A 25,785-nucleotide genomic window follows, 5' to 3' on the forward strand; every position below is an offset into this window, starting at 1 on the left:
GGTCCGCCGGGCTGCGCTGGTCTGCCAGGCCGTGATGAAGCCGATCGCCTTCCACATCCCGGTGACCTGCGCCCGGTGCTACGCCCAGTGAACGTTCATGGTCACAGCCCCTTATGCGGCCCGATTGAGGGTGGCGGACGGCTCGGCCGTTTGCGGCTCAGTTCGTGGGTGGGCCGTCTGTGGCTCGATGGGTCGTGGGTTGGTGTTTGGTGGGTGGGTTGTTTTGTCGGGTGGTGGGTGGAGCCGATAGAGGTAGCGGCCGGTGGCGGGGTCGTGGGTGGTGTGGATGTGTTGGGGGTGGGTGTGTTTGTAGCGGTTGTGCCATCCGCAGCACAGGGCGAGTTTGTCGATGTCGGTGGGGCTTTTGCCCAGGGCCCATCCGTTGACGTGGTCGACCTCGCACAGCGTCCCGGGCACCTCGCAGCCCTGCACCGCGCACGTGGGATAAAGCGTCTCCAGGACTTGGCGTTGGGCGGCGGTGGCGAAGCGGACTTTGTGCCCTAGGTAGAGGGGCGTGTTGCCTCCTGCGAGCAGCAGGGGTGAGACTCCGGCGGCCAGGGCGATGCGGCGGGCCTGCGGTGCAGGAATCGGTGTCCCGTCGGTCAACCTCGCCTGTGCCTGGCCGCCGGTCAGGGTGTCCAGGTCGCAGATGACGGTGACCTTGGTGGCCTTGTGCCCGCCCGACAGCACGCTGCTCAGTGCGGCGGCGGTGCGCTCGGGCAGGTCGCGGTGGTCGTCGGGCCCGGCCGGCTTGGCCAGCGGGCCCAGCGTGCCGTCCCAGACGGCGGCGTCCTCGGCGTTCAGCCAGCCCTTGATGTAGCGGCCGCCGTCCAGCGAGCGGGTGGAGTCAATCCAGGACCGCTCGTACCCGCGCTGCACCTCCTCGGGCGGCCGCTCGCGCCCGTCGCGTTCGGCGATGACCTCCCGGATGCGGCGCCCGAACGCGGCGACCTTCCCGGGCGAGAAACCCTGGCCGATCATGTCCAGCAGCAGAGTCTCGGCCTTCGCGCAGTCCTCGTCATCCAATCGGGCGATGGCGTCGGCCACGGTGGAGGCGTATCCGTAGGACAACTCACCTCTGGCCAGAAGCTCGGTGACCACAGGGAGGCGGTGGAGCTGCCGGGCCAGGGTGACGCGCTCCTTGGCGCGGGCATCGCGCATGCCCAGCCGGGACCGCAGCCACGCCTGCGTGGACGGCAACCCCCAGCGGCGCGTCTCACCTGCCGCGTCCACGCGGGCGACGAACCCGGCCAACGCGGCCTCATGGGCGTCCGCCGCCGCCGCTAACGTCTCGGCGAACTCCATGCACACCGCAGCCGACTCGGGCGCGGGACGGGTAGCGAGTTCGGCGGCGATCGCGGCAGCGGCGTCCACCAACTCCTGGGTGGACGCCACAACGAGATCCATATCCGTAACCGAACACATACACAGAGCATATCGAACGGGTGAACGAGCTGCCTCGGGATTGCAGGTTGATTATTGTCACCATAGCGATAGTTCAGGCGCCGGCATCACATTCGAATTCCTGGAAAGTCCGGACATTGCCGCCCGAGGCGACAACTTCGCCGCGCTGGACGCACGCGATGACCCGGTGGAGAGCATCACCCGGATGATCGAACCCTTGATCACTATTTTTGGCGCGGAGGCGGCGTGGAGGCATCGATGACTGAGCCTCGGCCGCCGGCTATATCGACGATGCGACCGCGGAGCGCCTCCTGCTGTCCGACAACGAACATTGCTCGGGCGGACATTGCTCGGGCGGACATTGCTCGGGCGGACATTGCTCGGGCGGACGAGGTCCGGTCGGTTGCGACGCGATCCTGGTCGGCGCAAACATCATCCGGCGGGACAACCCGCACTGCGGTCCGCTCGCCGGAGGTCGTGGCGAGCGGACGACGCGCCGGCGCCCCGTGAGCCCTGTGAAGGTCACTATCGGCGGAGCGCGGTGGGGAACTGAGTGTGGGCGGTGCCACCACCCGAACACGTGGACATGCCCTGCCCGGGGAGAGGCGGCCTCCCGGAAGGTGCCTGCACGTTCCATCTGCTCAAGGGTGTGGGCGGGAAGATGTGCAGTTTCGTGCCAGTGCCGCTGTCAGCAGCGCTTGTGCCGACTCGCGCATGAGTGTCGCGGCCTCTGGCCGTGGCATGGCGGCGATGTCGACCATCCAGACCCAAGCCTCGATTCCGCAGCCGGCGCGAATCGCGACGGCGAGTCGTCTGCGGACGATCTGCGGATGCGACTCGGCCAGAGGCGCCAGGGCGTCCTCGATCCATGTGAGGGCCCTGCCTTGCCGTAGTGCGGGACGGACGTCGGGCGGCGCTTGCGGTCCCTGTTCCAGGGACACCCGCAGGGCGGCTCGCAGTTGCGGCTCCCACTCGCGCAGGATCTTCGTCTGCTCGGTGATGACCAGGTCGAGGCGAGCGTGGACGTCATCGGGTGCGTCCCGGTCGAGCAGGCTGGGCCGGTCGATGATCGGTATCGCCGCGAGGAGCAAGTGCTTCTGGTTCGGGAAGTAGCGGTAGGCCGTGGTGCGGGAGATGCCGGCGGCGTCGGCCGCCTGTTCCACGGTCGGGGTGTGTCCGCCTTCCAGCAGGGACCGGGCGGCTTCGACGAGGGCATTGCGCGTGCGCTGCTTCTGCCGTACGCGTCCGGTCGACTCATATGGTACTGCCATCCCGTCATGGTACTGTAGTCCCATGAACGAGGATCCAGTGGTCACCGACCCGGAGCTGTACCGGGTCCTGTGGGAGAACGACCGGGTGCGGGTGCTGGAATACCGGGATGCGCCGGGTGATGCGACACACCTGCACTCCCATCCCGACAGCGTCATGGTGACCCTGTCCTCGTTCCAGCGGGTGATCTCGTCGGGAGGCCGAGAGGCCCGGGTGGACCTGGAGGCAGGCCAGGCCCGCTGGCTGGACGCGCAGGAGCACCAGGGCCGCAATGTCGGCAGCACTCCCACCCATTCCGTGTTCATCGAACTAAAAGAACCCCGCCCCGGCGCCCCGCGCCAGGAAGCCGCGTTGGGACCGTCCGCCTCCTGAACACCGCCCGGCACCACCTGGCCGAAGCAGCAGGCGGTGACGTTCACCGTCACCAGGTGGACGGGAACATGCGGTGTTTGAGGAGCGCGTCGACCTCGCCGGCGGCGCGTTCGGTGTCACCGCAGGGGGAGAGGTAGCCGTGCTTGCCGCGTCCGACCTCGAAGTAGGCCCAGTTCCGGCTGGGCGTGGCACGGACGCGCACTGCCAGGCGGACGTGGTCGTCCGGGCTGAACGCGAGGATCCACAGCAGCGGCGACCGGGTGGGGAAGTCGTCGGCCTGGTAGTGCTTGATGCAGCGGTAGCCCTTGGCCTCGATCGCGGCGGCGAGCAGTTCCAGGTGGAGGATGGCCGTCGCGCGGGTCTGCCACCACAGCAGACGCCCTCCCGCCTGGACGATCAGCGGGCGCAGCGAGCCCATGTGATCTTCCCTTCCTCGTTGAGCGGCCGGACGCCCCAGTCATGGACGAGCTGCTCGATCAGCACCAGACCGCGCCCGCCCTCGGCCTCGTCGGATGCGCACTGGATGACGGGGTGGGCACTGCTCTCGTCCCACACCTCGATGACGGTGAGCGGTTCGCGCACGTCCGGGAAGATCCGCACGACGATGTGCCCGACCCCGACGTGCTTGTAGGCGTTGGTAACCAGCTCCGTAACCACAAGCCGCCCGACGAAGTCGTCGGCGTGCCCGAGTTCGCGGAACCGGCCGATGAGGTAGCGCCGCGCTTGCGCGGGGGCTTCGTCGGACGGTTCCAGAACGAGCGGCGGCGCCTCGGGCGCGAGCAGTACTCCCGGCATCGGTGAACCCCTCCCAGCCTGGACAGAGGGCGATCTCAAACGGGCTAACCCCGCAAAACCGGAAGAAACCTGCTCGATCACCCTGTGTTATCGAATGAACACCATCAAGCCACAGGGCGGAGTACGTTAATAGGTGACCGGAGAAGCACCCCCATTTTGGTTGCATTCATTAGCGCACTGGTTGCAGGCCTGCGAGGAGAAGCTAGATGGCTGAGCCGAGAGGTAAGGGCAAAGACAGGCCTGAACTCAGGACCTTCGGGGCAGAGGTAAGACGGTTACGTGAGGCGGCGGGTCTGAACCAGACGGCACTGGCTGCCTTGGTGCACGTTTCGCGTGCTTATGTCAGCCACGTCGAGCGTGGCAAGACTCGATGCCGCTTCGACTTCGCCAACCGGTTGGACGGCGCGCTGCGTGCCAACGGAGAGATCATCCAGGCATGGAACGAGTTGCTGGAAACGATCAAGTCGACCAAGTACGCGACCTACTTCGTCAACTTCCCGAAGGTGGAACTGACAGCCGGCCTTATCCGTGTCTACGAGACGCACATCGTGAACGGACTGTTTCAGACCGAGGCGTACGCAGGCGCGATCCTGAAGAACCCCGATGACACCGCGTCCCGCATGAGCAGGCAGAAGCAAGTCATGTGCAGTCCGATGCCAAAGATATTCGTGGTGCTGGAGGAGAGCGTCATGCTCAGGCAAGTCGGCACCGTCGAGGTGATGCGTGAGCAGCTCGATTATCTGCTTGACCTGTCCCGCCGAGACGGGATCCGAGTCCAGATCCTCCCGCCCGTCTATGTTGAGGAGGCGCGGGCGGCCTTCGCCATAGCGACACAGTCCGACCGTAGTGAAGCGGCATACATCGTGAACGCGACCGAGGGCGTGACCAGCGCATCCGCTGAGGACCTTGCCAGCCTCAACGAGACCTTCGCTAGTCTGCAGGCGGAGGCGCTCAATGTAAGGGACAGTCGAGCGCTGATCAGGAAGGTGATCGAGGAAAGATGGACCTGAGCAAGGCAGTGTGGCGCAAGGCTTCACGCAGCACGGTTCAGAACGACAACTGCGTTGAGATTGCCAGGACTTCGCTGGTGGTGGCGTTCCGTGACAGCACGGACCCTGACGGTCCCAAGCTCGTCATCAGCCCCGGGGAGTTTCGGCACTTCACCAGAGTCCTCAAGAACCTTTAGCGCACTGTTCGAACCGGAAAGCGACCGGCGGTCATGGGCCGTCGCGAATGTGGCATAGTCCAATGGCATCTCAAGGCCGGTTCTAACTGTACAGAACTAGCCTTCCCGGTGTGAGGGCCGTGACCTCTGGGACAGCGAAGTCCGGGACGGTCCGAAGTTCAGTGGGAGCCCCACCCCTTCCGGCGCCTCAATGAGGTCCGGGTCGGTCAGCGGGGGTGAGGGTTATGGGGAACTCGGTTACGCCTCTTACGAAGGCGTTGCGGAGGATTCGGGGGCCCTGGTCGTCGGCCCATTCGGCGGTGGCCACGCGGGCTGTGAACTCTTCGAAGAAGATCTGGAGTTCCAGGCGGGCCAGGGATGCGCCGAGGCAGAAGTGGGGGCCCAGGCCGAAGGCTATGTGGTCGCCTGGGCGGCGGGTCACGTCGAAGACGTCCGGGTCCTCGAAGACCGCTTCGTCGCGGTTGGCGCTGCCGTACATCAGGAGGACCTGGCCGCCTGCCGGGATCTTCACGCCGGCGACCTCGGCGTCGGTCGCGGCGACGCGGCACATGTTGAGGATGGGGGTCGTCCAGCGGACGAACTCCTCGACGGCGTCCGGGATGAGGGACGGGTCGTCGCGCAGCTTGCGCCACTCCGCCGGGTTGCGGATGAGGGCGTCCAGGGCGGTGGCGATGACGGTCCGGGTCGTCTCGGCGCCGCCGACCAGCAGGAGCAGCGCCTCGTGGGCGAGGTGCTCGTCGTCGTAGGCGGGCTGGTCCGGGCCCGCGTTCGACCAGACGGACAGCAGGTCGTCGGTCGGGCAGGCGCGGCGGTCCTTGGCCATCTCCAGCACCGCGACGGCGTACTCCCCGGCGGCGATCGTCGCGTCGTCGGTGACGTAGCGCAGGCCGCCGCCCGCGTACACGGCCGTCGCCGACCAGTGGACGAGCCGCGGCCAGGCGTCCTCCGGGAAGCCGAGCAGCCAGCCGATGACGCGGGCGGGCAGTGGAGCCGCCAGCGCCGGGACGGCGTCCACGGTGCCCGCATCCAGGGCCGTCGTGATGCAGTCGACGGCGGTCGCGCGGATGCGCTCGGCGTAGCGGGAGACGCCGCGCGGGGTGAAGCGCTGGTAGACCATGCGGCGCCGGTGGGCGTGCTCGGGGTCGTCCTGTCCGATCATCGACGGGTCGGCCGGAAGCTGCGGGCGGTAGCCGCCGGAGTTCGTCCACACCTTGGGGTTCCGCTCGATCGCGAACACGTCGGCGTGGCGCGAGACGCCCCAGAGGCCGTTCTCCTCGTCGTGGTAGACGGGCGCCTCCGCGCGCAGTCGCGCGTAGACGGACCAGGGGTCGGTGGCGTACATCTCGCCGTCGAGCAGGTCGATGTCCACGGGCTCGCTCCTCGGGACGGGGGAGACGTGAGTCGAGACCACGATCTCACCAAGCAAGCGGTAGGTCTATCGTGGATCGGAAGGCGCCGCCGGTAAAGGGGGCGTACGTCCGGGATGCACGCGTTCGGGGCCGATGTACGGAAGAATGGGGGACGGTCACGGCGAGGCGGGCCATGCGGAGAGGCAGGGCGAATTGAGCGGCGATGCGCGGTTCACCGTCACGCGGACGCTGAGCAAGGATCAGCAGGCGCGGCGCGAGCGGCTGATCGACTCCGCCCGCGAACTCGCGCTGGAGGGCGGCTACCCGGCCGTCACCATGCACGACGTGGCCGACCGCGCCGGCGTCGCCCGCGCGACCGTCTACCGGTACTTCGCCACCAAGGACCACCTGCTCACCGAGGTGGCGGCGACGTGGGCGCACCGCGTCACCGACGACATCGACGCGCTCGCCGTCGGCGACACCCCGCAGGAGCGGCTCACCGCGCTGCTGGAGCGCATCGTGTACGTCGCGGCGGCGGAGCCCACCCTGACCTCGGCGATCATCCAGGCCGTGACCTCGGACGACTCCAGCGTCGACGACGCCCGCACCGTGCTGTTCCTGTTCCTGCGCGACCGGCTCTCGACGGCGATCGGCGACCCGGTGCCCGAGCGGGACGACGTCGAGATCGTCCTCGGGCACATCCTGCTCGCCGCGCTGATCAGCCTCGCCTCGCTGCGCCAGCCGGCCGACGAGGTCGCCTCGATGGTCCGCACCGCGGGCCGGTTGGTCCTGGCCGGCGCCTTCGCCGCCCCCACTCCGACCTGATTTGGTCCACTCGCCGCGACGCTGATTGGACCTGGGACGTAGACCATCCCAGGTCATAGCGTGCGCATGTGACGAACCCCCTGCTGTTCCTGCTGGCCGCGCTGGCGCTCGTCGCCATCCCGGGCCCGAACCACCTGTACATCACCACGCGCAGCATCGGCGAAGGGCGCCGTGCCGGGATCGCGTCCGCACTCGGCGTCGAGACCGGCACGCTCGTCCACATCGCCGCGGCGGCGGCCGGGCTGTCCGCCGTCATCGCCGCGTCCGCGACCGCGTTCGGATTCCTGCGCTACGCGGGCGCCGCATACCTCGTCTACCTTGCATACCGGACGCTGCGCACCCGCCACGAGGCCGGGGAACCCGTCCTCCGGCCGCGGCCGCTTCGCCGCGTCTACCTGGACGGCGTGCTCGTCAACGTCCTCAACCCGAAGGTCGTGCTGTTCTTCCTCGCGTTCCTGCCCCAGTTCGTCGACCAGGAGGCGGGCGCGGTGCCGCTGCAGATCGCGGTGATGGGGGCCGCGACCGCGCTGATCGGGCTGGCTAGCGACATCGTCTACGCGGTCGCCGCAGGCTCGATCGGTGCCTGGCTGCGGGCCCGCCCCGCGTTCCGGCGGCGGCAGCGGCACGCGACCGGGCTGATCTACCTCGCGCTCGGCGCCGCGGCCGTGTTCGCCGCGCCCAGCCCCCGCCGTGCGTGAAGTCCGGTCGCGCTCCTGCGCGGCATGGTGGGTTTGTCAGTTCGCTTATAAGTGACGCTGCGCAATGCGTAGCGCGTCTTGCAGCCCGCCCGGAAGGTCCTCTGTAGCTTCCGGTGCGGGAGGTGAGAACGTGACGACGAGCCTTGGAGAGCGCTCACCGCTGAAGCCCCTGGCCGGCGTCCCCCGTGAGCTGTCCGCCATGTTCCGGCCTCACCTGGACGCGCTCGCCGAGGAGATGATCGAGGAGATCCTCGCCGGGATCCCCGAGTACTCCCGGCCGCAGGACGAGGAGTACGCGCGCCTCGTCCGGCTCGCCGTCGAGGGTGCGCTGCGCCAGTTCGTCGACCTCATCATGGACCCGGGCAGCTCCTGGGAGCCGGTCGCCGCCGTCTACCGGGAGATCGGCTGGGCGGAGGCGCGCGAGGGCCGCAGCCTGGACGTCCTGCAGACCTCGATGCGGCTCGGTGCCCGGGTCGCCTGGCGCCGGTTCGCCGCCGAGTCGGAGCGGTACGACATCTCCCCGCGCACCCTCGCCGGCATCGCCGAGGCGATCTTCGCGTTCCTGGACGAGATCGCCCGCGCCGCCACCGAGGGCTACACCAAGGCCCGCGCGCAGGAGGCCGGCGAGCTGGAGCACCGCCGCCGCCGGCTGCTCGACCTGCTGCTGGCCGAGCCGCCCGCCGCCCCGCAGGCCGTCGCCGACCTGGCCCGCCTCGCCCAGTGGCGCGTCCCGCGCACGGTGGCCGCCGTCGTCCTGTACGAGCGGGAGCGGCGGCCGTTCTCGCCGCCGTCGCTGCCGCCCGAGGTGCTCGCCGACGTCAACCGCCGCGAACCCTGCCTGCTCGTCCCCGACCCCGAGGGCCCGGGACGCGGCCGGATGCTGGAGTCGGCGCTGCGCGACTGGGTCGCCGCGCTCGGACCCACCGTCCGCACCGAGGACGCGGCCAGGTCCCTGCGCTGGGCCCGGGAGGCGCTGCCGCTCGCGCGCCGCGGCATCCTGCCGTCCGACCGGCTGATCCGCTGCGCCGAGCACATGCCGGCGCTCGTCGTCTTCAAGGACGAGGAACTGGTGCGCGCCGTCGCGGAGCAGCGGCTGGCGCCGCTGAAGAGCGTCCGGCCCCGGCACCGCGAGCGGCTCATGCGGACGCTGCTTTCCTGCCTGCAGAACGGGTTCAACGCCACCGAGGTCGCGCACCGGCTGCACGTCCACCCGCAGACCGTCCGGTACCGGCTCCACCAGCTGGAGGAGCTGTTCGGCGAGCGGATGTACGAGCCGGAGCTGCGGCTGGAGCTGGAGATGGTGCTGACCGTCTGGCTCACCGCGCCCCCGGCGGTTCAATCAAGCGATTGACCGAGCGCGGTCCGAGCGCCTAGCTTTGGCCGCATGAGCAGCAGCGACAACGGGCGAGAGCGGATCATCGAGGCCGCGACCCGGCTGTTCGCCGCGCTGGGCTACGACGGGACGTCCACCCGCATGATCGCCGAGGCGGCGGGGCTGAACGTCGCCACCGTGGCCTACCACGTCGGCGGCAAGCGCGACCTGTACCTCATCGTCATGGAACGTGCCCACCGCGCCGAGCGGCAGGTGCTGGAGAAGGCCATCGCCGAGATGACCCCGGACGAGGAGGGCCTCCTCACCCTCGTCGACCGGTACGTCGTGCTCTGCCTGGAGCAGCCCGAGATCCCCGCCCTGTGGATGCACCGGTGGCTGTCGGACGCCGCAGACGTCGCGCATCTGGACGACGACTACGTCCGGCCGCTGATGCAGATGACCAGCGACGCCGTCCGCGCGGTCGTGGGCGACGAGGTCGATCTCGACTACCTCGTGTGGACGGTCGTCTGGTGCACGCACGGGTTCGGTGCGGGCGGCATCCTCGACCAGCAGGGGAAACGCCGGAAACTGGACGACCCGCAGGCGGTCGCCCGGTTCCGCGCCCACATGCGCCGGACGGTTTCCGCCGCGATCCGGATGCGCTCCGGCGGCGCCGGATGACCAACGTGCCGCTCCAAACGAATACCGCACTGCCCCGCCGGCGCCTCCTGGGCTACGGCGTCGGCTCGATCGGCACCGGTGTCTTCTCCTCGGTCCCCGGGCTGCTCCTCCTCTACTACCTCACCGACGTCCTCGGCGTGACGGCCGCGATCGCCGGGGCCGTCCTGGTCGTGCCCAAGGCGTGGGACGTGCTGCTCAACCCGGTCGTCGGCGCCGCCAGCGACCGCGAGGCCGTCCGGACCGGGCGCCGCACCCGCCTGCTGCTGCTGGGCGCGGTGACGCTGCCGCTGCTGTTCGCCGGGATGTTCGCCGTCCCGGTCGACTCCCCGGGGTTCGCCGCCGGCTGGGCCGGGATCATGTTCCTGCTGGCCGCGAGCGCGTTCGCGTGTTTCCAGGTGCCGTATGTGGCGCTGCCCGCGGAGATCTCGGGCGAGCCGTCCGAGCGCGGCCGAGCGATGGCGTGGCGGGTCGTCTGCCTGACGGTCGGCATCCTGGTCGCCGGCGGCCTCGCGCCCGTCCTGACCGGCGCCGCCGGCGGCGGGCGCGCCGGATACGCCCTGATGGGGGCCGTGATCGGGCTCATCATGGGCGCGGCGATGGTGGCCAGCACGCTGGCGACCCGCTGGATCCCCTCCCGCCCGGGACCGCACCCGCTCGGGCTGGTCGCCGCGCTGCGCACCGCCCGCGGCAACCGGCCGTTCTTCCTGCTGCTCGGCGCGCACGTCGGAAACACCCTCGCCGTCGCGATCATGCTGGCGGGCGCGCCCTACGTCGCGACCTACCGGCTGGACGACTACGGGCTCACCTCGGCGATGTTCGTCTGCATGGTGGCGCCGAGCGCGTTCGCCGTCCCGCTGTGGCGGTGGCTGGCGCGCAGGTACGGGGAGGTCGGCTGCTACGCCGCGGCGCTGGTGGTGTTCGCCGCGGCCGCCGCGGCGGCCTACCCGCTCATCACCTCCACCGCCGGCGTCCTCGCCCTCAGCGCCGTGGTCGGCGTCTGCTACGCCGCCGTCCAGCTGCTGCCGCTGTCGCTGATGCCCGAGACCGTCCACGCCGACGCCGGGCGGACCGGGCACGCGCAGTCCGGCGCCTTCACCGGGCTGTGGACGGCGGCGGAGACGGGCGCGCTCGCCCTCGGCCCCGGCGTCTTCGCGCTGATCCTGGCCGCCTCTTCGTTCCAGTCCTCCGACCTGGACACCCCCGTCGTCCAGCCGGATTCCGCCCTCAGCGGGCTGACCGCCGGGTTCACGCTCGTCCCGGCCGTGCTCCTGCTGCTCAGCGTCCCCCTCCTGCTGGCCTACCGCCGGCGGGCCGCCGCCCACCTCCCGATCGAGGAAACACCGGAACATGCCGTCTGACCCCCTTCCCGAAGCCGGCCGCCCCGCCGCCGAGCTGCTCGCCGAACTCGCCCGGCTGCGGGACGCCGACCTGCCCGTGCGCGGCGGCCAGGTCACCGCCTACGTCTACGACACCGGGCGGGAGGCGGTGCACGACCTCGCCGCCACCGCCTACCAGGAGATGCTGGAGGTGAACTGCCTGGACCCGACCGCCTTCCCCAGCATCGTCGCGCTCGAACGCCGGATCGTCGGGGCGGTCGCGGGCAAGCTCGGCGGCGGGTCGGGCATCTTCACCAGCGGCGGCACCGAGTCGATCATGCTGGCGGTGAAGGCGGCGCGGGATGCCCGGCCGGTGGACGGCACGCCCCAGATCGTCCTGCCGGCGACGGCGCACCCCGCGTTCCACAAGGCCGCGCACTACCTCGGCCTGGAGGTCGTGCACGTTCCCGTGGACGACGCGTTCCGCGCCGACCCGGCCGCGACCGCCGCCGCGCTCACGCCCCGCACGGTGCTCGTCGTCGCCTCCGCGCCGTCCTACCCGCAGGGCGTCATGGACCCGGTCCCGGAGATCGCCGCCATCGCCGCCTCCGCCGGTGTGCCGTGCCACGTGGACGCCTGTGTCGGCGGCTGGGTGCTGCCCTGGCTGCGCGACGCCGGACGGGACGTCCCGCCGTTCGACCTGTCCGTGCCGGGCGTGACGTCCCTCTCCTGCGACCTGCACAAGTACGGCTACTCGCCCAAGGGGGCCTCGGTCGTGCTGTTCGCGGACGAGTCGCTCCGCCGGCACGCGTACTTCGCGTCCGCCGAATGGCCCGGCTACACCGTCATCAACGCGGGCGTGCAGAGCAGCAAGAGCGCGGGGCCGCTGGGCGCGGCGTGGGCGACCCTCATGGCGGTCGGCGCGCGCGGTTACCGGGAGCTCGCCGAGTCCGCGATGAGCGCGGCCGAGCGGCTCGCCGCGGGCATCGCGGGCATTCCGGGCCTGCGGGTGCTCGGCGAGCCCGCCGCCCCGCTCGTCGCCGTCGCCTCGTCCGACCCGGAGCTGGACGTGTTCGTCGTAGCCGACGAGGCCCGCGCCCGCGGCTGGTTCTTCCAGCCGCAGCTGTCCTACCAGGGCATCCCGCCGAACCTGCATTTCACGCTGACCGGGGTAAGCGACGTCGACGCGCTCCTGGCCGCGCTGGCCGACGCGGTGAAGGCCGCCCGCGCCGCCGGGCCGCCGGACGTCCCGTCCGACCTGGTGGAGGCGCTCGCCGGCCTCGACCTCGACAGCCTGGACGACGCCGGGTTCGCGGGGCTGCTCGCGTCGGTCGGCGTGGACCTCGCTGGCGGCGCGGAACCGGAGATGGCCATGGTCAACGCGATCCTGGACGCCCTGCCGCCCGCCACCCGCGAGGCCCTGCTGATCCGCTTCCTGTCGGCCCTGTACGCCTGACGCCGGGGTCCGCGGACGTCGGCCGGCTCGACGCCGACGCTCCCCGCGTCGACTTGCGGCGCGCTGCCCCTGTCAGCGCTTGGACAGGGGCGGCACGCCGCGCGTCAACGTCGCTAGCCGAAGCGCGTCAGTCGCTTGACGATGGACGGGGGGCTTCCGGTGCCGACCTTCACCGGCACCCGGGCGGCGCCCGCGTCCACGACACCGGCCTTGGCGCCGCGCTCGGGCTCGGCGGGCGGGTCGCCGTCGAACCGGACGGGCACGGTGAGGCCGGGCCAGCCGACTACGTTCAGCGGCGACGCGGCGGTCAGCGCCTTCCGGCCGCCGAGCCCGTCGTCGAGCCAGGCGACCGTCTGGCCGGGGCGCGCCAGCGGCGCCGCGACGATGGCCTGCTCGGCCGCGACGAGGATGCCCTCCGCCGTGTTGACGGCGTCCGCCGCGCTGGGGGAGCGCTGCCCCATCACCGCGCCGACGATCAGGGTCTGCGCGCCGCCGACGTCCCGGCGCGCGGCGAACACGAAGTTCCCGCCCGCCGCGTCGGTGTAGCCGGTCTTGCCGCCGACCACGCCGTTGCGTCCGAGGATGAAGTTGCCGCCCTGCCGGGGGGAGCCGCCGCCGTCCGGCACGTACATCCGGTTGTTCACGATCTCGGTGAACGCCGGGATCTTCATCGCCGCCCGCAGCAGCTTCACCTGGTCGGCGGCCGTGCTGACGGTGCCGGAGTGGTAGCCGCTCGGGTCGGTGTAGCGCGTGGAGGTCATGCCGAGCCGCTGCGCCGCGGCGTTCATCTTCGCCACGAACGCCTGCTCGTTGCCGGAGTCCCAGCGCGCGAGCTCGTGCGCCACGTCGTTCGCCGAGATGATGAGCAGGGCCTCCAGCGCCTTGCGCTGCGTCAGCCGCTGGTTGGCCGTGACTTCCAGCAGCGACTCGCCGCGCCTCTTGCGCGCCGGGATCTGCGCCGCCGCCTGGGGCGACACGGTCAGCACCGGCCCCGCCTCGCCGGGCTTCAGCGGATGGTCGTTCAGGTACACGTAGGCCGTCATCACCTTGGCGACGCTCGCCGTGGGCGTCGGCACCGCCCCGCCCGACGAGCCCATCGTCCCGACCCCGTCCACGTAGAGCACCGCCTGGCCCACCCCGGGCCACGGCAGCGTCGGGGCCTGCCCGGGGAAGGTGTGGCTGGACGCGATGGTCAGCCGCACCGTCGGGTCGGGCGGCGGCCGCAGCAGCTGCCCCGCCGCGACCCCGGCCACGAGGACCAGCATGGCCGCGACCACGACGAGCCAGCGCCGCTTGCCTTTGCGCTTCTCCGCCACGGCGGGCTCGGGCGGTTGGGGAGGTGGCGCCTCCCCGTCCCAGGGCACGCTCCATTGCCCGGACGTCCGCGCCGTCGGGGCTGTCGGGGCCGTCGGGGCCGGAAGCGAAGCCTCCCAGGGACCGCCCTGCGACGACAGGTCAGGCAACCGCTCGATCCGCGTGGGTCCGGCAGGGGAGAGCGCTTGAGGACGGACGTCGCCGGGCGCTTCCTGCTGCGTCCCCGGCCCGGCCGCGCCCCAGGGCCGTTCGGTGTCGGGCGGGGCGGGGTGCCGCTGCGGCGCGGGCAGCGCCCGGTTGCCGCGCAACTCGTGGACGTCACCGGGACGTTCCTGGCGCTGCGGTGGAGCGGAACGGGCCGCACCCTGGCCCCGCTCGTTCTCCCGAGGCACCACATGCCGCGAGGCGGCCGGCGCCGCGCTCCCGTGCGCTCCGCCGGGACGTTCCTGCTGTGGCGCCGGCGCACCCTGAGGGCGTTCGGTGTCAGGGGGCGCGTGTCGGCCCCGATCGCCCCGTGTTTCATGGACGTCGCCCGGACGTTCCTGCCACTGCGGCTGCGCAGGAGCGGGGCGTGGAGCCGCGCCCTGGGGCCGCTCGTACTCCCGAGGTGCCGCCTGACGGGATGCGGCAGGTGGTGCGGCGTTCCCACGCGCTTCGCGGGCGTCACCGGGCCGTTCCTGGCGTTGCGGCTGGGCCGGGTTGTGGCGTGGGGCCGCGCCTTGGGGATGCTCGGTCTCCTGGGGTGGTGCTTGTTGTGATCGGGTGGGCTGCGCCGCGTTCCCGCGCGCTTCGCGAGGTGTTTCCTGGCGTGCGGCGGGTGCGGGTGCGTTCTGCGGGCCGCGTTCGCTGTCGGGGGGCGCCGGGCGGGCTCGCTTGCCGCGTGGTTTTTGGACGTCGCCTGGGTCTTCCTGGGGAGCTTCGCCCTGGGGGCGTTCGGGGGCGGGGCGTGCCGCGTGCCTGCCGCTGGTTCGGGGTGTCACGGCCGGGGGTGGGGCATCGCTGGGCGTCGGGGGCGCGGCATGGCCAGGGGCCGAGGCGCCGCGCCCCTCGCGCTCCTGCGCGGCGGGGGCCGCGCGGTCCTCTTGGGGCGCGGTGGTCTGGGTCGGGTCGTCGGCGGGGGGCTCTTCGGCCGGGGCCTCGTCCGCCGGGGACGCGGCCTCTTCCTCCTGGGCGGGCTCCTCGTCGCGGACGGACTGGGACGTGGGGCGCCAAGGCTTGGTCTCCGGGGGCGGAGGCGCGGCAGGGGACGGCGTGTCCCGTTCGGGCTCCTCGGCCTCGGGAGGCGTGAACTGGACGTACCAGGTGGGGCTCGCCGAGGGCTTCTCGCCCGGCTCTTCCGCCGCCTCCTCGTCGCCGGACGCGTCGGCCGACTCGTCGCCGGCCTCGTCCTGCGGTTTCACCGGACGGCGGACGGCGATGTCCGGACGGGTCATGTTGACCTTCGCCGGTACGCGGAACTCGGCGGTTCCGTTGCGCGCCGCTTCCTCGTCAAGTTCGGCGTCGTCGCCCACGTGCAGACCCCCTCTGCTCGTACCCCGACAGGCGGCGGAGCGGTCCTGCCGACAACCCCGTGCATATGAGGATGCGCATTTTATCGGGAAGGTTCGCCGGAATCCGTATCCGCGGGGCCGTGTCTCAGGTCCAGCGTGAACTCGCAACGCGGGTTGCGGAGATACACCGCTGACAACGTCCCCGCACGGGAAGGCCCGGTGCGCATGCCATGGTGGCCGCGATGACCGTTCCCCCCACGGCTCGGGAGTGCGACGCGGCTCTCATCGAGAGTTCGCTCGCCGATCCCGAGGCGTTCGCCGCGCTGTTCGACCGGTATTCGGCGATGCTCTACCGGTACGTCTCCCGCAGGCTCGGTCCGGAGCCCGCAGAGGACGTCGTCGGAGAGACGTTCCTGGTCGCGTTCAGCAAGCGGCACCGCTACGACCTGGCGCAGCAGGACGCACGGCCGTGGCTGTTCGGCATCGCGACGAAGCTGGTCGCGCGGCACCACCGGGCGGAGGCCGCGCGCTACCGGGCGCTGCGGCGCAGCCCCGTGGACGGCCCGGTGGAGGGGCCCGACGACCGCGTCGCGGCGGGGGTGACGGCGTCGGCGACGCGTCCCGCGCTGGCGGCGGCGCTGTCCGGCCTGGCGCGCCGCGACCTGGACGTCCTGCTGCTGGTGGCCTGGGGCGACCTGTCCTACGAGGAGGCGGCGCGGGCGCTCGGCATCCCGGTCGGGACGGTCCGCTCCCGCCTCAACCGGGCGCGGCGCAAGGTGCGCGCGGCGCTCGGCGACACCGACCCGACGCGCGAGGAGGCGTGACCGTGGACGACCTGGAACTGCTCCGCGACCTCGGCCGCGACCTGGAGCACGAGCCGCCGCCGTCCCTGGCCCGGCAGCGGAACCGGCTGCTCGACGGGACGAGGCGCAGGCGCCGCGGCCCGGGGCGGTGGACGCTGCTCGGCGTGGTCGCGGCGGTGACGGCCGCGGCGATCCTCGTTCCGGTGGTGCTGCTGCACGGGCGCGGCGCGCGGCCCGCGGCGCCGAACCCGCCCCCGCCCGCCGCGGCCAAGGCGCTGAACGTGCTGGTCATCGGGCTGGACGCGCGCTACAGAGGCGGCCCGCAGCGCTCGGACACCCTGATGCTCGTGCACGTCCCCGCCGACCGGAAGAAGCCGCAGGTGGTGAGCATCCCGAGGGACGTCCTCGTACGGATCCCCGCATGCGGGAAGAACCCGGCGCAGCGGGCGACGGTCAACGCGGCATTCACGCTCGGCGGAGCCGCCTGCACGCTGAAGACGGTGGAGTCGCTGACCGGCGTCCCGGTCGACCAGACCGTGACCGTGGATTTCGCCGGGTTCAAGAAGGTGGTGGACGCGCTCGGCGGGGTCGAGGTGACGCTGCCGGTGGCCGTGTCTGACCAGCAGTCCGGGCTGAACCTGTCCCGGGGCAAGCACCTGGTGAAGGGGACGCAGGCGCTCGCCTACGTCCGGACCAGGCACGGCCTGGGCGACGGCTCCGACCTGGACCGCGTCAAACGCCAGCAGCAGTTCCTCGCCTCGGTGGCGCGGAAGGCCAGGGAGATGATGTCGCGGGACCCGCTGAGGTTCGCGCGCTTCCTCGCCGTCGCGGCCGGCTCGGTCGAGAGCACGCCGAAGCTGGACGCCGGGACGCTGCGCTCCCTCGCGCGGGGGTTCGACAAGGGCGACGGGGCCGCCTTCCACACGATCCCGGTCCGTCCCGCGCCTTCCGACCCGAACCGGCTCGTGGTGGACGAGCCGGCCGCGCGGCGGGTGCTCGCACCGTTCCGGACGCGATGAGTGATCGCGCCTTCGGAGGGTAGGGGCCGCATCGATCCCGGCTACGACCCACGAGCAAGGAGTGTGTGAGCGATGGCCACGAAAGTCCGCGACATCATGACCGGCTCGCCCACGTCGGTGTCGCCGGAACTCGACATCGTGACCGTGGCGCGTGCGATGCGCGACGAGGACATCGGTGCGGTCCTGGTGGCGGAGGGCGACGACCTGAAGGGCGTCGTCACCGACCGCGACCTGGTGGTGCGCGGGCTCGCCGCGGGCGGCGACCCCGCCAAGGCGAGGATCGGCGAGATCGCCAGCAAGGTGACCGCGACCGTGGGGCCCGACGACTCCCTCGACAGGGCCGCGCAGATCATGCGGGAGCGGTCCGTGCGGCGGCTCCCGGTCATGGAGGACGGCCGTCCGGTGGGCATCGTGTCCATCGGGGACCTGGCGATCGAGAAGGACGCCGCGTCGGCGCTCGCCGACATCAGCGCGGCGCGTTCCAACACGTGAACTGCCCGGCCTAGGGCAGCACGGACAGGAGCCGTTCCAGCTCCTCGTCGGTGTTGTAGTAGTGCACGGAGGCCCGCACGGCCGCTGGACGGGCGTGCGGGTCGTATCCGTGTGAGACCGGGTTGGTGACGTTGACGTTGACGCCGGCCTCTCTCGCCGCCGCCTTGACGGCCGCCGGGTCGCGGCCCTCCACCGTGAACGTGACGATGCCGGACGGGCGGGCGCCCTTGTCCAGGACGGTGACGCCGGGCCGCGCGGCCAGCTCCTCCCTGAGCCGGGCGGCGAGGCCGAGGACGCGGTCCTCGATCTCCGCCATTCCCAGGCCGGCCGCGTAGTCGGCGGCGACGCCCAGCCCGATCTGCCCGGCCACGTGCCGTTCCCACGTCTCGAACCGCTGCGCGTCGTCGCGCATCACGAACCCGTCCGGGGCCTTCCAGTCGGCGGCCTGGAGGTCGAGGAACGGCGGGACGAGCGTCTGCAGGATTCCGTGCCGGACGTACAGGAAGCCCGTGCCGCGCGGGCCGCGCAGGTACTTGCGCCCCGTAGCCGACAGGATGTCGCAGCCGATCTCGTTGACGTCCATGGCGAGCTGCCCCACCGACTGGCACGCGTCCAGGAGGTACAGGACGCCATGCTCGCGGCACAGCCGTCCCACTTCGGCGGCCGGGTTGACGAGCCCGTTGTGCGTGGGGATGTGGTTCAGCGACACCAGCCGGACGTCGCCCTTGGCCAGTTCGGCTTCCAGCGCGTCCAGGGACAGGGTGCCGTCGGCCTCGTCCGGGACGACCTCCACATGCGCGCCCTTGGCCGCCGCCACCTGCTGGTAGGCGATGGCGTTGCTGGAGTACTCGCTCGTCGTCGTCAGGATGCGGTCGCCGTCCGCGAAGGGGATCGCGTAGAACGCCATGTCCCACGCTCGGGTGGCGTTCTCCACGAAGGCGATCTCGTCAGGACGGGCCCCCAGGAGCCTGGCGACGGCGTCGTAGAAGCGCGCGATCGGCGCCTCGTTGCGCTCGGCCGCCTCGTATCCGCCGATCAGCGACTCCAGTTCGAAGTGCCCGGCGACGGCGTCGATGACGGGACGCGGCGGCAGGGCGGCTCCGGCGTTGTTGAGGTGAGCCACCTTCGCGCAGCCGGGGGTGTCGGACCGGAGCTCGTCGATGTCCACAGGCCGCCTTCCTCTCGCGGAATGTCGTACCCCCGCGGGACCCTGGGATCCGGCGGCGGCTTGACCTCAACCTTTCTTGAGGTCGCATGCTCGCTGTTCCAGGCTAACGATCACAGGGGTCTCCATGGACATGGAAGTCACGGCGTGGATGTCGCTGCACCACGCCATGAACGCACGGGACAGCAGGCCGTTCTCCAAGGCGACGCTGGGGCGCATCGGCCGCTTCGCCCGCCCGCACCGGGGGCTGCTCACGGCATTCCTCCTGCTCAGCGTGGTGATGGCGGTCATCGCGGTGGCGACGCCGGTGCTCGCCGGGTGGGTCGTCAACGCGATCGTCGACCATGAGGCGACGTCCACCGTCGTGTGGCTCGCCGTTCTGATCGCCGTACTGGCGCTCGCCGAGGGCTCCCTCGGCCTCCTCAACCGCTGGCTGTCCGCGCGCATCGGCGAGGGGCTGATCCTCGACCTGCGCACGGCCGTGTTCGACCACGTCCAGCGCATGCCGGTCGCCTTCTTCACCCGGACCCGCACCGGCGCCCTGGTCAGCCGCCTCAACAACGACGTGATCGGGGCCCAGCGCGCGTTCAGCGACACCCTTTCCGGAGTGGTCAGCAACCTTGTGACCGTCCTGCTCACCTTCGCCGTGATGGTGCGCATCTCCTGGCAGATCACCCTGCTCGCGCTGGTCCTGCTGCCCGTCTTCGTCCTCCCGGCCCGCCGGATGGGCAGCCGCCTGGCGAAGCTCGAACGCGAGGCCGCGGCGCACGACGCCGCGATGAGCACGCAGATGACCGAGCGCTTCTCCGCCCCCGGAGCGACGCTGGTGAAGCTGTTCGGGCGCCCCGCGCGCGAGTCGGCCGAGTTCGCCGCCCGGGCCCGCCGCGTCCGCGACATCGGCGTCCGCACCGCGATGGTGCAGCACGTCTTCATCACGGCGCTCACGATGGTCTCCGCGCTCGCCCTCGCGCTCGTCTACGGCGTCGGCGGGTTCCTGTCCCTGCGCGGCCACCTCGACGCCGGCGCCGTCGTTGCCCTGGCCCTGCTGCTCACCCGCCTCTACGCGCCGCTGACCGCCCTGGCCAGCGCACGCGTCGAGGTGATGAGCGCGCTCGTGAGCTTCGAGCGGGTCTTCGAGGTGCTCGACCTGAAGCCGCTCGTCAGCGAGAAGCCCGAGCCGCGCGACGTGCCCGAGGGCCCGGTGGCGGTCGAGTTCGACAACGTCACCTTCGCCTACCCGTCCGCCGACAAGGTCTCCCTGGCCTCCCTCGAAGAGGTCGCCACCCTCGACACCCGCGGCGGCGTGGACGTCCTGCACGACGTATCGTTCCGCGCCGAGCCCGGCCAGATGGTCGCCCTGGTCGGCTCGTCCGGCGCGGGCAAGTCGACGATCGCGCAGCTGCTGCCGCGCCTCTACGACGTCGACTCCGGCGCCGTCCGGCTCGGCGGCGTCGACGTCCGCGACCTGTCGTTCCAGGCCATCCGCGACACGCTCGGCATGGTGACGCAGGACGGCCACCTGTTCCACGAGTCGATCCGCGAGAACCTCCTGCTCGCCCGCCCCGAGGCGACCGACGAGGAGCTGTGGGACGTCCTGCGCCGCGCCCGCCTCGACACCCTCATCGAGGGCCTGCCCGACGGCCTCGACACCATCGTCGGCGAGCGGGGCTACCGCCTGTCCGGCGGCGAGCGCCAGCGCCTCACCATCGCCCGGCTCCTGCTCGCCAGGCAGCGCGTCGTGATCCTCGACGAGGCCACCGCGCACCTCGACTCCACGTCCGAGGCCGCAGTCCAGGAGGCCCTGACCGAGGCCCTCGACGGCCGCACCGCCGTGGTCATCGCCCACCGCCTGTCCACGGTCCGCGCCGCCGACCTGATCCTCGTCGTGGAGAGCGGCCGCATCATCGAACGCGGCACCCACGAGGAGCTCCTCGCCGCAGGCGGCCGCTACGCCGACCTCTACCGCACCCAGTTCGCCGACGAGCCGCCCCTCGAACCCGTCGCCTGACCGAGCGCCTGGAAGTGCTCACCGGCCTGCGGCGGGGGTCAGCGCAGGTCGGTGAGGGCTTCCCGGAGGGCGCGGAAGATGCCGGAGCGCCAGCCGCCGCCCATGCCGCGGAAGGCGTAGGCGTTGACGGGGTCGTCGAGGTCGAAGCCCGCGTGCTCGACGAACAGGCGCGTTCCGCGCCCCTCGGCGACGAGCCGCCACGTCACCGTCGTGTCGAGGCCGCCGCCGCGCCAGCTGATGCGCAGCAGCCGGAGTTCCTCGATGTCGAGGACGCGGCATTCGATGGTCCCGTCGAAGCCGACCGCGGGGATCGGCTTGGCCGCGAAGGTGAAGCGGTGCCCGACGACGGGCTTGAAGTCGTTCGGCATCAGCCAGCGGGCCAGCAGCTCCGGCTCGGTCAGCGCCCGCCACACCTTCGCGGGCGGATGCGGCAGGAACTCGTCCACCTCGATCGAGGCCCGCTCACCACTCATGTCCCCCCACCTCCACATCGCACCCCGCGCCCAGTCGTGCCCCTGTGCTGAAGTCGCGTCCTCGCTCACCTGGCATCCTGCGCCCTCGTCGTGGCCGGCGCCCATGTCACACCCTGCACCCGGGCCGCCGTCCGCCCACGTCGCGCCCTACGCTCACGACAATTTGCGCCCATGTCAGATCTTGCGGAAGCGGGTCAGGGCGATGGCGCCGGACACTAGGACGATGCCGGTGGTCCACGCCAGGGACCGCCAGACGTAGTAGCCGGGGGCGTGGCCCAGGGCCGCCGCGTCGCCCTGCGTGAGGACGCGCACGGCGTCCATCATGACGGTGACCGGCTGGTGCTCGGCGAAGCCGCGCAGCCACCCGGGCATCGTCTCCACCGGGACGTAGGCGCCGGAGACGAAGCTCAGTGGCAGCGCGAGGAACCCCACGCCCTGCGCGGCCTGCGGGCTCGCGGTCAGCAGCCCCAGCGCCACGAACATCCACACGAACGCGAACCCGAACAGCACGCACAGCCCGAACCCGGCCAGCGCCGATCCCCAGCCGGCGTGCACCCGGAACCCCACGGCGAACGCCAGCGCGGCGCTCACCGCGAGGATCAGCGCGACCCGCACCGTGTCGGCCGCCACCTGCCCCGCGAGCGCGGCCGTGCGCGGCATCGGCAGCGACCTCAGCCGGTCCAGGTAGCCGGACGCGAGGTCCTCGGCGACCGCGACCGCCGCGCTCATCCCGGCGAACAGGCCGCTCACCGTCAGCAGCCCGGGGATCATGTAGTCGACGTACCCGACGCCGCCCGTGCCGATCGCGCCGCCGAACACGTACCGGAAGATGAGCAGGAACGCGACGCTCTGCACGAGCCCCATGACGAGGATCTGCGGCGTCCGGAGCGTCCGCCGGACCCCCCGCTGCGCGACCGCCCAGGTCGCGGCTCCGAACCCGGCCCCGCCGGCCACCCGGGTCATCGGCGAGCCGTGGGCGGTGGGGGGTGCGGCTGGGACGGTCATGACGGGGTCCGTTCCGGGTTGGTGGTGAGGGCTAGGAAGACCTCGTCGAGGGTGGGGCGGCGCAGGGTGACGTCCTCGATGGCCACGTGGTGGTCGGACAGGGCCCGGACGGCCTTCAGCAGGTCGTCGGGGCCGTCCTCGGCGGGCATCGTCACCAGCAGGGACGACGGGTCGGTGTGGACGGGGGCGATTCGCTCCAGGGCGCGGGCGGCGGGGGCCAGTGCGGCGCGGTCGCGGACGTGGACCTCGACGAGGTCGCCGCCGATCCGCGACTTCAGCTCGCGGGGAGTGCCCTCGGCGGCCACCCGGCCCCTGTCGATGATCACGACGCGGTCGGCGAGGCGGTCGGCCTCGTCCAGGTACTGGGTGGTGAGGAGGACGTTCGTGCCGCCCGCCGCCAGGCCGCCGATGGCGTCCCACAGTTCGATGCGGCCGCGCGGGTCGAGGCCGGTGGTGGGCTCGTCCAGCAGCAGCAGCCGGGGCGCGCCGACCAGGCTCGCGCCGAGGTCGAGGCGGCGGCGCGTCCCGCCCGAGTAGGTGCGGACGAGACGGTCGGCGACCTCGCCCAGGGACAGCCGGTCGAGCACTTCGGCCGCGCTCGCGCGGGCGGTCCGGCGGTCCTGGCCGAACAGGCGGGCGATCATCTCCAGGTTCTCCCGCCCGGTCATCGCCGCCTCGACCGCCGCGTACTGGCCGGCCAGGCCGATGAGCCGCCGCACCCGGCCCGGCTCGCGGGCCGCGTCGACGCCGTCCACGCGCAGGGTGCCGCCGTCGGGCCGGACGAGCGTCGCCACCGCGCGGACGAACGTCGTCTTCCCCGCGCCGTTCGGGCCGAGCAGCGCGACGACCTGCCCCGGTTCGGCGACGAGGTCGAGCCCGTCGAGGGCCCGCACGCCCCCGAACCGCTTGACCAGCCCGGCCGCCTCGACGACGGGGGTCACAGGTCCTCCTCGTCCAGCAGATCGCGCAAGTTGGCGAGCTTCTCCCGCCAGAACCGCTCGTAGGGGGACAGCCACTCCGAAAGCTCGCGCAGGGGCGCGGGCTCCAGCCGGTAGAGGCGCTGCCGGCCGCTGCGCCGCTCGCTGACCAGCCCGGCGTCGCGCAGCACCCTGAGGTGCTCCGACACGCTCGGGCGGCTCATCGAGAAGTGCGCCGCGAGGTCGTTGACCGGGCGCGGCCCGTCCAGCAGGAGCGCGGTGATCTCCCGCCGGACGGGGCTGGCCAGGGCCGCGAAGACGTCCACCGTCACCGCGCGGCCGGCACGGTGCCGTTGCCGTCGGAGTCGAAGTCCCAGGCCGCGTCCTGGCCGGAGACCGGCACGGTCAGCAGCCGCACATGCGTGATGTTCATGCGCCCCAAGTTACGTAGGGAGTTCCCTACCTGTCAAACGTAGGGAACTCCCTACGTGTTGCACGCCATGTTTGCCGGGCCGGTCGGGTGGCAGGTTGAGGGAATGCGTGCCGTCACCTATGACTCCTTCGCCGCCGACAACTCGCGCCTCCGGGTCGGGGACGTCCCGGACCCGAAGGTCGGGCCCGGGCAGGTCCTGATCGAGGTCCGCGCGGCGGGGGTCAACCCCGTGGACTGGAAGGTCATGGCCGGCGGCCTGGACGGGATGATGGACGCGGTGTTCCCCGTCATCCCGGGCTGGGACGTCGCCGGCGTCGTGCGGGGCAGCGGCCCCGACACGCCGGACTTCGCGGACGGCGAGGAGGTCATGTCCTACGCCCGCAAGGACGTCGTCGGCGCCGGGACGTTCGCGAAGTACGTCGCGGTCGCGGCCGACGACGTGGCGCGCAAGCCCGCGGCGCTCGACTGGAACCAGGCCGGGGGGCTGCCGCTCGTCGGCATGACCGCGCAGCGCTCCCTGGACCGCCTTGAGATCGGGCCGGGCGACGTGCTGCTGGTCCACGCGGCGTCCGGTGGGGTGGGGAGCCTGGCCGTCCAGATCGCCCGCGACCGCGGCGCCCGCGTCATCGGCACGGCCTCCGAGCGGAACCACGACTTCCTGCGCGGCCTCGGCGCCGAGCCCGTCGCCTACGGGGACGGGCTGGTCGAGCGCGTCCGGGACCTGGCGCCCGGCGGCGTGTCCGCGGTCGCCGACTTCGTGGGCGGCCAGCTGGACACGACCCTCGCCGTCCTGGCCGAGGGCGGGCGGCACGTGTCGGTCGCGGACAACACGGTCGAGGAGCACGGCGGCCACTGGATCTGGGTCCGCCCGAGCGGGGCGAAGCTCGCCGAGCTGGCGGCCATGGCCGACCGCGGCGCGCTCACGGTGGAGGTGGCCGGGACGTTCCCGCTGGAGAAGGTGGGCGAGGCGTTCGACGAGAGCCGCGGCGGGCACACGCGCGGCAAACTCGTCATCACGCCGTAGCTACTGGACCGGCCGGAGCCGCTAGATCCGCTTGCGCGCCAGGCCGGCTCGCCTGGCCCGCTCCTGGCGCTCGGGGCCTGCCTCGCGCCGGGCCTTGTCGAGCGCGGCCCAGTTCTCGGGCTGCATGCACATCAGCTCGCCCGTGCCCGGGACCAGGATCACGCCGCCGAAGGGCTCGTCCCCGGCGAACCACGCTCCGAGGCCGATCTCCTTGGGCCACCGGTCGGAGAACAGCGGCTCCCGGGCGGACATGCGCGGCGCGGCGTCGCCGCCAAGGATCAGGGAGCGCACTCCCTTGGCCCCCAGGTTCGTCTTCCGTATGGGGGCGCGGAACTCGAAGTCGTAGACCTTCAGCACCCGGGCGCATCTCCGCGCGGCGATGATCTGGGGAAGCCAGAACCTCGTCCCCATCCCCAGCGAGACCAGCCCCGCGCCGAGGAACGGGCCGAGGTAGCCGACGCCGACGGCGAGCGGCACGGCCACCAGCACGGCGGCGACCGCCATGACCAGCAGGTAGGGCCTGACCAGGACCTTGTAGTGGTACTTCACCGGGCCCTGGCGGTCGGTGCCGTCCGTGGCATAGGGGACGGGACCGCCGAACGGCCTGTAGAGCGCCAGCTGCAAGGCCAGGAGCACCACGATGGCGAGCCCGAGCATCCCGAGGACCGCGACCCAGTAGAAGGTGTCGCTGCGGACCGCTAGAAGGAGCACGAAGGAGACCGCGAAGCCCGCCGCCAGGTAGGACGGCCGCCACATCCAGTGCCGGCGGTCGTCGTCCGTGGAGGGACGCCCCTTCGTCCGCGGCTCTCCGCCGGTGCTGCCAGGTCCGGCCGAAGGCTCCGACATACCGCTCCATCCGCTCTTGTCTGTCACGTCCGTAGATCACGTGATCGTCCAAGGTAGGGCGATCGTCCCTGCGTGGCCACCCCGCGCCGCCGTTCGCCCCTGCCCGGCAAGGCCCCGCCCACAGCGAAACTGG

The 25,785-nt window shown here is 71.9% G+C and carries 27 protein-coding genes; 15 read left to right on the plus strand and 12 right to left on the minus strand.

Annotated features, from left to right (window positions below):
- Positions 1-111: 111 nt before the first annotated feature.
- Complete coding sequence (locus K4S16_RS13900; RefSeq protein WP_160160912.1) at positions 112-1,407, minus strand: HNH endonuclease signature motif containing protein; 1,296 nt, start codon at positions 1,405-1,407, stop codon at positions 112-114.
- Between the two features lie 638 nt (positions 1,408-2,045).
- Positions 2,046-2,675, minus strand: a complete 630-nt coding sequence (locus tag K4S16_RS13905) for a TetR/AcrR family transcriptional regulator (RefSeq protein ID WP_149259306.1) — start codon at positions 2,673-2,675, stop codon at positions 2,046-2,048.
- A gap of 22 nt (positions 2,676-2,697) precedes the next feature.
- Here K4S16_RS13905 and K4S16_RS13910 point away from each other — a divergent pair, with 22 nt between their 5' ends.
- Complete coding sequence (locus K4S16_RS13910) at positions 2,698-3,045, plus strand: cytoplasmic protein (protein ID WP_149259307.1); 348 nt, start codon at positions 2,698-2,700, stop codon at positions 3,043-3,045.
- A gap of 49 nt (positions 3,046-3,094) precedes the next feature.
- On the opposite strand, the gene K4S16_RS13915 is transcribed toward K4S16_RS13910, so the two are convergent.
- Together K4S16_RS13915 and K4S16_RS13920 are read right to left on the minus strand one after the other, a co-directional pair.
- A complete protein-coding gene (locus K4S16_RS13915) occupies positions 3,095-3,463 on the minus strand; it encodes a hypothetical protein (RefSeq protein WP_149259308.1) in 369 nt (122 codons plus the stop codon).
- A complete protein-coding gene (locus K4S16_RS13920; protein WP_149259309.1) occupies positions 3,442-3,840 on the minus strand; it encodes an ATP-binding protein in 399 nt (132 codons plus the stop codon). The genes K4S16_RS13915 and K4S16_RS13920 overlap by 22 nt, the downstream gene beginning before the upstream one ends.
- A 206-nt stretch (positions 3,841-4,046) precedes the next feature.
- Here K4S16_RS13920 and K4S16_RS13925 point away from each other — a divergent pair, with 206 nt between their 5' ends.
- Both K4S16_RS13925 and K4S16_RS13930 read left to right on the plus strand, forming a co-directional pair.
- The gene (locus tag K4S16_RS13925) at positions 4,047-4,850 is read left to right on the plus strand and encodes a helix-turn-helix transcriptional regulator (protein ID WP_149259310.1); all 804 of its coding nucleotides are present in this window, start codon (positions 4,047-4,049) and stop codon (positions 4,848-4,850) included.
- Entirely contained in the window at positions 4,841-5,026 is a 186-nt protein-coding gene (locus K4S16_RS13930; protein ID WP_149259311.1) for a DUF397 domain-containing protein, read from the plus strand. The genes K4S16_RS13925 and K4S16_RS13930 overlap by 10 nt, the downstream gene beginning before the upstream one ends.
- 187 nt (positions 5,027-5,213) lie before the next feature.
- Here the strand turns inward: K4S16_RS13930 and K4S16_RS13935 are convergent, their stop codons facing one another.
- Positions 5,214-6,395: a cytochrome P450 gene (locus K4S16_RS13935; protein ID WP_149259312.1), complete on the minus strand. Its 1,182-nt coding sequence runs from the start codon at positions 6,393-6,395 to the stop codon at positions 5,214-5,216.
- A gap of 193 nt (positions 6,396-6,588) precedes the next feature.
- Between K4S16_RS13935 and K4S16_RS13940 the strand changes: the two genes are divergently transcribed.
- The 6 genes from K4S16_RS13940 (at position 6,589) to K4S16_RS13965 (ending at position 12,663) form a co-directional block, all read left to right on the plus strand.
- A complete protein-coding gene (locus K4S16_RS13940; protein WP_149259313.1) occupies positions 6,589-7,200 on the plus strand; it encodes a TetR/AcrR family transcriptional regulator in 612 nt (203 codons plus the stop codon).
- A gap of 68 nt (positions 7,201-7,268) precedes the next feature.
- Positions 7,269-7,898, plus strand: a complete 630-nt coding sequence (locus K4S16_RS13945) for a LysE family translocator (RefSeq protein WP_149259314.1) — start codon at positions 7,269-7,271, stop codon at positions 7,896-7,898.
- 130 nt (positions 7,899-8,028) lie between these two features.
- Entirely contained in the window at positions 8,029-9,249 is a 1,221-nt protein-coding gene (locus K4S16_RS13950) for a CdaR family transcriptional regulator (RefSeq protein ID WP_235036778.1), read from the plus strand.
- 33 nt (positions 9,250-9,282) lie between these two features.
- Complete coding sequence (locus K4S16_RS13955) at positions 9,283-9,891, plus strand: TetR/AcrR family transcriptional regulator (protein WP_149259316.1); 609 nt, start codon at positions 9,283-9,285, stop codon at positions 9,889-9,891.
- Entirely contained in the window at positions 9,888-11,249 is a 1,362-nt protein-coding gene (locus K4S16_RS13960; protein ID WP_149259317.1) for an MFS transporter, read from the plus strand. Before K4S16_RS13955 ends, K4S16_RS13960 begins: the two co-directional genes overlap by 4 nt.
- Positions 11,239-12,663: an aspartate aminotransferase family protein gene (locus K4S16_RS13965; RefSeq protein ID WP_149259318.1), complete on the plus strand. Its 1,425-nt coding sequence runs from the start codon at positions 11,239-11,241 to the stop codon at positions 12,661-12,663. The genes K4S16_RS13960 and K4S16_RS13965 overlap by 11 nt, the downstream gene beginning before the upstream one ends.
- Positions 12,664-12,776: 113 nt before the next feature.
- Here K4S16_RS13965 and K4S16_RS13970 read toward each other — a convergent pair whose 3' ends face one another.
- Positions 12,777-14,027, minus strand: coding sequence for a D-alanyl-D-alanine carboxypeptidase family protein (locus tag K4S16_RS13970; protein ID WP_235036779.1), 1,251 nt, complete (start codon positions 14,025-14,027; stop codon positions 12,777-12,779).
- A 135-nt stretch (positions 14,028-14,162) separates the two neighbouring features.
- Between K4S16_RS13970 and K4S16_RS44330 the strand changes: the two genes are divergently transcribed.
- The 4 genes from K4S16_RS44330 to K4S16_RS13990 all read left to right on the plus strand — a co-directional run bounded on the left by K4S16_RS44330 (position 14,163) and on the right by K4S16_RS13990 (position 17,781).
- Positions 14,163-14,735, plus strand: coding sequence for a hypothetical protein (locus K4S16_RS44330; protein ID WP_160160913.1), 573 nt, complete (start codon positions 14,163-14,165; stop codon positions 14,733-14,735).
- A gap of 974 nt (positions 14,736-15,709) precedes the next feature.
- The gene (locus tag K4S16_RS13980) at positions 15,710-16,291 is read left to right on the plus strand and encodes an RNA polymerase sigma factor (protein WP_235036780.1); all 582 of its coding nucleotides are present in this window, start codon (positions 15,710-15,712) and stop codon (positions 16,289-16,291) included.
- On the plus strand, positions 16,288-17,289 hold the full coding sequence (locus tag K4S16_RS13985) for an LCP family protein (RefSeq protein WP_149259320.1): 1,002 nt from the start codon (positions 16,288-16,290) through the stop codon (positions 17,287-17,289). Before K4S16_RS13980 ends, K4S16_RS13985 begins: the two co-directional genes overlap by 4 nt.
- A 72-nt stretch (positions 17,290-17,361) precedes the next feature.
- On the plus strand, positions 17,362-17,781 hold the full coding sequence (locus tag K4S16_RS13990) for a CBS domain-containing protein (RefSeq protein ID WP_149259321.1): 420 nt from the start codon (positions 17,362-17,364) through the stop codon (positions 17,779-17,781).
- A 10-nt stretch (positions 17,782-17,791) separates the two neighbouring features.
- Here the strand turns inward: K4S16_RS13990 and K4S16_RS13995 are convergent, their stop codons facing one another.
- A complete protein-coding gene (locus K4S16_RS13995; protein ID WP_149259322.1) occupies positions 17,792-18,949 on the minus strand; it encodes an aminotransferase class V-fold PLP-dependent enzyme in 1,158 nt (385 codons plus the stop codon).
- Positions 18,950-19,073: 124 nt separating this feature from the next.
- Here K4S16_RS13995 and K4S16_RS14000 point away from each other — a divergent pair, with 124 nt between their 5' ends.
- Entirely contained in the window at positions 19,074-20,954 is a 1,881-nt protein-coding gene (locus K4S16_RS14000; protein ID WP_149259323.1) for an ABC transporter ATP-binding protein, read from the plus strand.
- A 38-nt stretch (positions 20,955-20,992) separates the two neighbouring features.
- Here the strand turns inward: K4S16_RS14000 and K4S16_RS14005 are convergent, their stop codons facing one another.
- From K4S16_RS14005 to K4S16_RS14020, 4 genes are all read right to left on the minus strand, one after another.
- The gene (locus K4S16_RS14005; RefSeq protein ID WP_149259324.1) at positions 20,993-21,427 is read right to left on the minus strand and encodes an SRPBCC domain-containing protein; all 435 of its coding nucleotides are present in this window, start codon (positions 21,425-21,427) and stop codon (positions 20,993-20,995) included.
- 174 nt (positions 21,428-21,601) lie between these two features.
- Complete coding sequence (locus K4S16_RS14010) at positions 21,602-22,432, minus strand: ABC transporter permease (RefSeq protein ID WP_235036781.1); 831 nt, start codon at positions 22,430-22,432, stop codon at positions 21,602-21,604.
- A complete protein-coding gene (locus K4S16_RS14015) occupies positions 22,429-23,373 on the minus strand; it encodes an ATP-binding cassette domain-containing protein (protein ID WP_149259325.1) in 945 nt (314 codons plus the stop codon). The genes K4S16_RS14010 and K4S16_RS14015 overlap by 4 nt, the downstream gene beginning before the upstream one ends.
- Positions 23,370-23,681, minus strand: a complete 312-nt coding sequence (locus tag K4S16_RS14020; protein WP_149259326.1) for a helix-turn-helix transcriptional regulator — start codon at positions 23,679-23,681, stop codon at positions 23,370-23,372. Before K4S16_RS14020 ends, K4S16_RS14015 begins: the two co-directional genes overlap by 4 nt.
- Before the next feature lie 204 nt (positions 23,682-23,885).
- Between K4S16_RS14020 and K4S16_RS14025 the strand changes: the two genes are divergently transcribed.
- On the plus strand, positions 23,886-24,806 hold the full coding sequence (locus K4S16_RS14025) for an NADP-dependent oxidoreductase (RefSeq protein WP_149259327.1): 921 nt from the start codon (positions 23,886-23,888) through the stop codon (positions 24,804-24,806).
- Between the two features lie 21 nt (positions 24,807-24,827).
- Here the strand turns inward: K4S16_RS14025 and K4S16_RS14030 are convergent, their stop codons facing one another.
- Positions 24,828-25,652 carry a hypothetical protein gene (locus K4S16_RS14030; protein WP_149259328.1) on the minus strand — a complete coding sequence of 275 codons (825 nt, stop codon included), beginning with the start codon at positions 25,650-25,652 and terminating at the stop codon, positions 24,828-24,830.
- Between the last annotated feature and the right edge of the window lie 133 nt (positions 25,653-25,785).

This window comes from Actinomadura sp. K4S16 (genome assembly GCF_008327685.1).
Classification (GTDB): Bacteria; Actinomycetota; Actinomycetes; order Streptosporangiales; family Streptosporangiaceae; genus Spirillospora.